A 5960-nucleotide genomic window follows, 5' to 3' on the forward strand; every position below is an offset into this window, starting at 1 on the left:
GGCGATCTGCCGGACCTGCTCTCCGGCGTTCACACCGCGCTGGCCGGTCTCAGCCAGGGTGCCGCTCCGGCCGCCCCTATGGTCGACAAGCAGACCCCCGCTCAGATCCGCAAATCGATCACGCCGGATGCGCTGATCAGCTTCGTCGACGGTAAGCCGTACAAGACGCTGAAGCGGCATCTCACGGGCGCCGGGTTGACGATTGAGCAGTACCGCGAACGGTTCGGCCTGCCGCGCGACTACCCGTCGACGGCGGCCAACTACTCGGCACAGCGCTCGGCGCTCGCCATCAGCCTTGGGCTCGGTCAGCAGCGCAAGAAGGGTACTCCGAAGGCTGCTGCACCCGCTGAGACCATCGCCGAGACGCCGAAGAAGGCTGGTCGACCGCGGAAGGCGAAGGAAGCCGCTGAGGCGTAGGGCGATCGAACCGCTGCAGGCCCTACGATGCGTCACTTGAACAGGTTGCGGAGCGCCTGTTCAAGGCGATCTACTATCTCGACGGCTTGGTTACGCTCATCTTCGCGGTTGTGTTTCCGACGCTTGCGGCGCGTGGAAGTTTTATCATTCGAGCCAGCTGAGAACTGGTGCATACGCTGACCGCGATGCTGATCGTCGTCCTCCGACATACGCAACTCCATTACGCACGATGACGCGGCATCCTCCAGCTTGCGAGCGGATCCGAATGGCAGCCGCCACCGTATCTATCTTCGGTTCACGACCCAGATTTCTACTGCAGACCCACGGTGACGAACTTCCCGGTCTCGTCGAGCTGCGTCCCCCAGATCATGTGCGAGGCTTGATGCTCGCTCAGACCAAGACCCAGCGTCGTTCCCAATCCCATGTCGAAGGTGCCGAGCCCTTCGAGGGCATCGGCGAGCCGGTCGCCATCGATTTTGGTTCCTGGGGTGGCGGCGATCCTCCGGATTGCCTCGATGACGATCTTCGCGTCGATATACGCTTCGAAGGACACGTAATCCGGCTTCTCGCCGGGGAAGTACCTCGCTAATTGCGCCTTGAAATCGAGGACGGCCTTCGAGTACCCGCCCACCGCGGGGACCACCTGGGTGACCAAGACGCCTTCCCCGACCTTGGGCCCGATCAGTGCGAGTTCCTCGGCGAGCGCCGTAGCGCCGACGGCGGAGACGTCGGTGTAGATTATCTGCGGATAGAGTGGCCGGGTGAGCTTGATGAACTCGGCCGCTGCGCGATACAGCGCCACCATGACGATCGCCTTTGGCGGCGTCTTGCGTGCCCGTAGGGCCGTGACTGCTCCGGCCACGTCGATCGTATTGCGCTTGTAGGTGAGCTTCTGGGGCGGCAACTCGTAACGCCCCTGAAGCGTGCGCAATGCTTTGAGCACCCCCGCATAACCGGCCTCACCGAACGGGTCGTCCTGCGCGAACACCACGATCTCGCGCGGCTTCAGCCCGCGCACGTTCACGAGGTAGCGCACGACGGCCTCGGTCTCCTCGGCGTAGCTCGGCCGGTAGTTGAAGACGTAGCGGTCCGGCGGTACGGCGCGAACGAGGTTCGAGCCCGTGTAGGCGCCGAAGAACAAGAGCTTATGATCGAGCACCCAGGGCAGGATTGCCGCCGCGGTCGGGGTGCCGAAGTTTCCCACGAAGCCCACGACCCCATCCTGCTCCGCCATGCGCCTAACGAGCTCCGGCGTCCGGGACGGCTCGTATCCGTCGTCGGCGGTGACGAGCTTGAGACGATAAGCACCGATCCCGCCGGCGTTGTTCGCGGTGTTGAACGCGGTCTCGACCCCGATCGCGAGCTGATGACCGAATTCTTTATTCGCGCCCGAGAACGGCGCAATCAGGCCGAAGCGCACCTCGCTCTTTTCCGCAGCGGCGCGGCCGTAAGCCTCGCGATGGTCAGCGCTGATTTGATCAGGAGGCTGAGTTGAGGGGAGAGGGTTTGGTGAAGGCGGTCGAGCCTGCGAGGTCGATGTGTCGGGTGCTGGAGCGAAACGTCCCGTTCCTGGCGACTGCGGTTGCGCGCCGGCCGAAGCAGTGGAAAAGATCACAAGAGCGGTGACTCGCAGAAAGCGCTTAGAGAAGAGGTGGGTTACTTCCAACATATCCTCTTCCCCAGAAATTTATTCACGAAGAGATTTGGAAGAACCAATCACACGTCTTTTGCGTAAGAAGGCCCAGACGAGCAACGCAACCGTCGCGGCGAGGCCGCCGAGGATTGCTCCACCGAGAAGCAGCATAGGGTTCAAATCGCAGGCCGATATCACTCTCAATGCACTTATATGAGCAATATTTGCACTTATATTTGGCACATATGCATCTTTCCAGAGAATTCAACCTGGCATCATCTGATTTTTCCCGCAACGGAGAGTTTAAGATCTCCGTTTCAGCTATGGGCTGATATATATAACGTCTGGCTAATTGAAGGTGGAATACAGGTCTACAATTTTAATCAATCCGAAATCATCCACAGGAAGTAGTGTAGTGGCACAATATATTTCTGGGCTGCTTAGAGAATGTGGCCTCAGCGACTGCTATGGCTTAGGGGGCTAAAGGGTCGAATTCAAAGCGGATGTGTGCACCATGGCCCGAGCCTTGTTTCCAGTATCGACGGGGCTTATTGAAGTGACGGGATTTATTTTGCTATAACCGGATTAACAGCTTATTGGGTCAATGAGCTTGTCCGAATGTGTGATTTATACGCCTATTGAAAAATGCCACGCCACAAAGCGATTTGCCTCGGCAATTTAGAGCGTATCAGGCTGGCAAAATCAGCGCCTGCGGAAAACCGCCGCCGCACCGTCGCCGTTGTCGCCATCTTGATGGCTGCTGGCTTCTGCTCTCCTTGGCTGATCAATTATGGCTGTAAATTACTGTGCTCTTTTCGAAAGGATAACATCAGCTTATCTCGCAGATTGCCAAAATATTTTCAGCCATGGCTTGATATCCCAACTCTGGTGGGTCCGTGGCCAGAACCACCCGTAAGTGAAGTGGGAATGCGCGAGACGAGCGGCCTACTGCGGTCTCATCCCTTCCGAGATCTGGCTCCTCTCCCAGCGGATCGATGGACACGCGTACCGGCTCAGGATTGGCGCTGGTCCGAACGGCTACAACGCTGCGAGCCGGGCAATAATTCGGTCTCTGAATGCCGTCTTGCTACAAGAACCCGCTCCCGCTGTGCCCCTTGAAGGCGTTCGCCCGCCGGATGTAGCCGACGACAGTTCGCGGATCCCGATGGCCCGACTGATCCATGATGCGGGCGAGGTCAGCGCCGCGCTCGGCCGCCGTGGTGATGTAGCCAGCCCGTAGCGAGTGCGCCCCGAAGGTCGAGGCATCGAGCCCCGCGGCCGCGCAGTAGGCCTTGATGATGTTGGCGACGGACCGATCCGTAAGGCGGGCGGGTTGCGATACGAGCTGCGCACAGTTCCCCCGCACCCGCCCCGATCGCGAGACCGGCCGGAACACCGGACCTTCCGTGATTGCCGCGGCCGCCAGCCATTCGCGCACGAGGCGCACCGGCTGGATGTAGCGCCCCGTCGGGATCGCCTTCTCGAACCCCCTGCCCTCCTGATCGACCTTGGACCGGCGGACCATGACGCGTAGCCCTTCAGGATCCTCGCGTAGGTCCTCGACATCGAGGGCGACGAGCTCGGATCGGCGGAACGCCCCCGCGAAGCCCAGCGCCAACAGCGCGCGGTCCCTCTTGCCGGTCAGCGTGTCGGGCGACGTGCGGGCGAGCAGCATCTGGAGGATATCGACCGTTGCCGCAGCCTTCTGGGTCGGCGCGGTCCCGACCCGGCGCCGGATCCCCTTCATCGTCGCCCGCACGTCCTCGTCGTCCGTCGGATCGGTGGCCTTGCCCAGCTTGTGGCCGTAGGAGATCGCGGCCAGCCGGCGCCCGATCGTCGAAGCGGACCGCCCAGCTTCGGCCTCGTGGACCAGGAACGCAGCTACGGTCTCGGGTGACGCTGGCAGGGACCGGAAGCCGAACCGCTCGCACCATGCCTGGAACACCTGCACATCGGAGCGATAGGCCCGAACGGTAGAGTCCGCCTTGCTGGCCTGCTGGTAGGCGCGGACGAGAGCCGCGGCCTCGACAGGAAGCTCGCTCACGAACTCGGGAGCTATGACGGGTAGCGCGGAAGGCGTCATGATTGTCCGCCCCGACCATCGAAGAGAATGACGAGGAGCCAGATCAGCATCAGCGTTGAGGTGATGCCGAAGAGGAGACGGTTGATAGGCAGCATCTCGTCGAACTGCGCGAGGCTGTAGACCACCACGCCGAAAAGGCCGCCCCAAACGCCAATCCAAGCCATGCGTGAGCTTCGAGGGTCAGGCATCGTCGTCGAGCCGGTCTGCCGCAGAGTGACCGCACTCTGCGCCCGCCGACCTCGCTGCACCACTGACCGCCGATATAGCCCTGGCTTCACTTCCTCACCCAACTTTCAATTCGCCGAGCCGTAACTTCCGAGAATATCACTTATCGGAAGCTACGTCGTATGATAGGGTGATAGCAAGCCGTCGAGACGGAAAGACGACAAGAGGCTGTGAGTTCATGCCGGCTTGGCGTCCTGCTCGGGAGACGGCGCAACGGCTCGACCTCTCGCCTGCAATAAAACTTGACGGCTCATTAACCCGACGGCTTTCAAGCTCGCTCGCAAGACGGCAGGACGCTTCGCATGCAAACCATCACGATAGCGGCGAGGAAAGGCGGGGTCGGCAAGACGACCCTGGCCACGCATCTCAGCGTCATCGCCGCCGGACCGGGCAAGCCGGTGCTGCTGTTCGACACCGACCCGCAGCGGTCGCTCAAATGGTGGTGGGATCTGCGCCAGGGCGATACGCCGGCCCTAGTCGAGTGCGAGGCGCGTGAGCTGCCGAAGATCCTCCCCGCCGCCGAGGCCGAAGGCGTCGCCTACAGCATCATCGACACCCCGCCGCATGCCGAGACCTCAATCGCCGACGCGATGCGCGTGGCTGACCTCGTGCTCGTGCCGACCCGGCCGGGGCCCTTCGACCTCGCTGCCGTCGCGACGACGCTCGACCTGGCACAGCGCGTCGGCAAGACGCCGCTGGCGATCATCAACCACGCGCCGCCCCGTACCGGCACGGCCGAGCCCGCGATCGTGTCGGAGGCGCGCGAGACCCTGACCCGCATGGGTGCCACCGTGGCGCGCGCAGTCGTCTCGCAGCGGGTTGCGATGTCTCACGCCGTCATCGGCGGACAGACGGTCAACGAGTTCGAGCCCAACGGCCGAGCGGCCGAGGAAATGCTGGCGCTCTGGGCCGAGGTCCAGGGTATGATGAAGGAGTAGGGGACATGGCCGCCGAACGTCAGTCGCTCACCAGCCTATCGGACCGCCTCGCCCGGAAGGTCGCTCCCGAACCGGAGAAGCCGGCCGAGCCCGAGGCGCCGCAGCCAGCAGCGAAGGCCAAAGCCACGGATGCCCGGGTGCAGATCATTGTCCGCATGACGCCGGCCGAGCGGAAGGCTCTGCGCCAGATCGCGCTCGACCAGGACACGACCGCCCAGGCGCTCGCCGAGGATGCAATCCGCGATGTGCTGCGACGTCACGGCTTCAAGGCGTCTTGACGCTAAGAGGCTTTGCTGTCGTAACCGCGAGACGTTGAGCCGTGTTGACGTTGAGACGGCCTGATAGCAAGCCATCAGCCTACCAGCCGCGATGCGGTCGGGTTGTGCGCAAGGCCGGGCGAGCCGTGATGATATGGCCGCCCGGTCGGTGCCGGCTGCAGCTTACCGTAAGGGCAAAGGGGCTTGCCACACCTGTGGCGGAACAGCCACGGTTCCTTCAAACTAAAGGTTTCCAGGACGAAACCAGTTTGCTGAGCGTAGCCGTTCCGGCATGATCCTGACCCAGCAAACCACCGCAGTGCGGGGCGTGCCGGAGCCAGCCACCAAGACGCGGGCCCAAATAACAATGAGCGGTTTGACCTGAAAAATCAGGCAGCGCCGCAGTT

Annotated in this window: 7 protein-coding genes; 3 read left to right on the plus strand and 4 right to left on the minus strand. The window is 62.3% G+C overall.

Annotation, left to right across the window (positions count from 1 at the left end; genetic code table 11):
• The coding region (locus MKK84_RS31805) for a MucR family transcriptional regulator (RefSeq protein ID WP_243926466.1) at positions 1 to 417 on the plus strand (417 nt) is incomplete at its 5' end.
• A 32-nt stretch (positions 418 to 449) separates the two neighbouring features.
• Here the strand turns inward: MKK84_RS31805 and MKK84_RS31810 are convergent.
• The 4 genes from MKK84_RS31810 to MKK84_RS31825 all read right to left on the minus strand — a co-directional run bounded on the left by MKK84_RS31810 (position 450) and on the right by MKK84_RS31825 (position 4297).
• A complete protein-coding gene (locus tag MKK84_RS31810) occupies positions 450 to 626 on the minus strand; it encodes a hypothetical protein (RefSeq protein ID WP_243926468.1) in 177 nt (58 codons plus the stop codon).
• Between the two features lie 101 nt (positions 627 to 727).
• On the minus strand, positions 728 to 2086 hold the full coding sequence (locus tag MKK84_RS31815) for an ABC transporter substrate-binding protein (protein ID WP_243926470.1): 1359 nt from the start codon (positions 2084 to 2086) through the stop codon (positions 728 to 730).
• 1051 nt (positions 2087 to 3137) lie between these two features.
• Positions 3138 to 4094, minus strand: coding sequence for a site-specific integrase (locus tag MKK84_RS31820; RefSeq protein WP_243926472.1), 957 nt, complete (start codon positions 4092 to 4094; stop codon positions 3138 to 3140).
• Positions 4095 to 4129: 35 nt separating this feature from the next.
• Entirely contained in the window at positions 4130 to 4297 is a 168-nt protein-coding gene (locus MKK84_RS31825; protein WP_243926474.1) for a hypothetical protein, read from the minus strand.
• 363 nt (positions 4298 to 4660) lie between these two features.
• On the opposite strand from MKK84_RS31825, the gene MKK84_RS31830 reads away from it, so the two are divergent.
• Positions 4661 to 5296 carry a ParA family protein gene (locus MKK84_RS31830; RefSeq protein WP_243926476.1) on the plus strand — a complete coding sequence of 212 codons (636 nt, stop codon included), beginning with the start codon at positions 4661 to 4663 and terminating at the stop codon, positions 5294 to 5296.
• Positions 5297 to 5301: 5 nt separating this feature from the next.
• Positions 5302 to 5574, plus strand: a complete 273-nt coding sequence (locus tag MKK84_RS31835; RefSeq protein ID WP_243926478.1) for a ribbon-helix-helix domain-containing protein — start codon at positions 5302 to 5304, stop codon at positions 5572 to 5574.
• Positions 5575 to 5960 lie beyond the last annotated feature (386 nt).

The organism is Methylobacterium sp. E-065, from assembly GCF_022829605.1.
Taxonomy (GTDB): domain Bacteria; phylum Pseudomonadota; class Alphaproteobacteria; order Rhizobiales; family Beijerinckiaceae; genus Methylobacterium.

Excerpts from the sequence above, each read along its gene's own strand:
- MKK84_RS31810 (WP_243926468.1), bottom strand. The coding sequence starts at position 626 with ATGTCGGAGGACGACGATCAGCATCGCGGTCAGCGTATGCACCAGTTC.
- MKK84_RS31815 (WP_243926470.1), bottom strand. The coding sequence starts at position 2,086 with ATGTTGGAAGTAACCCACCTCTTCTCTAAGCGCTTTCTGCGAGTCACC.
- MKK84_RS31825 (WP_243926474.1), bottom strand. The coding sequence starts at position 4,297 with ATGGCTTGGATTGGCGTTTGGGGCGGCCTTTTCGGCGTGGTGGTCTAC.
- MKK84_RS31830 (WP_243926476.1), top strand. The coding sequence starts at position 4,661 with ATGCAAACCATCACGATAGCGGCGAGGAAAGGCGGGGTCGGCAAGACG.
- MKK84_RS31835 (WP_243926478.1), top strand. The coding sequence starts at position 5,302 with ATGGCCGCCGAACGTCAGTCGCTCACCAGCCTATCGGACCGCCTCGCC.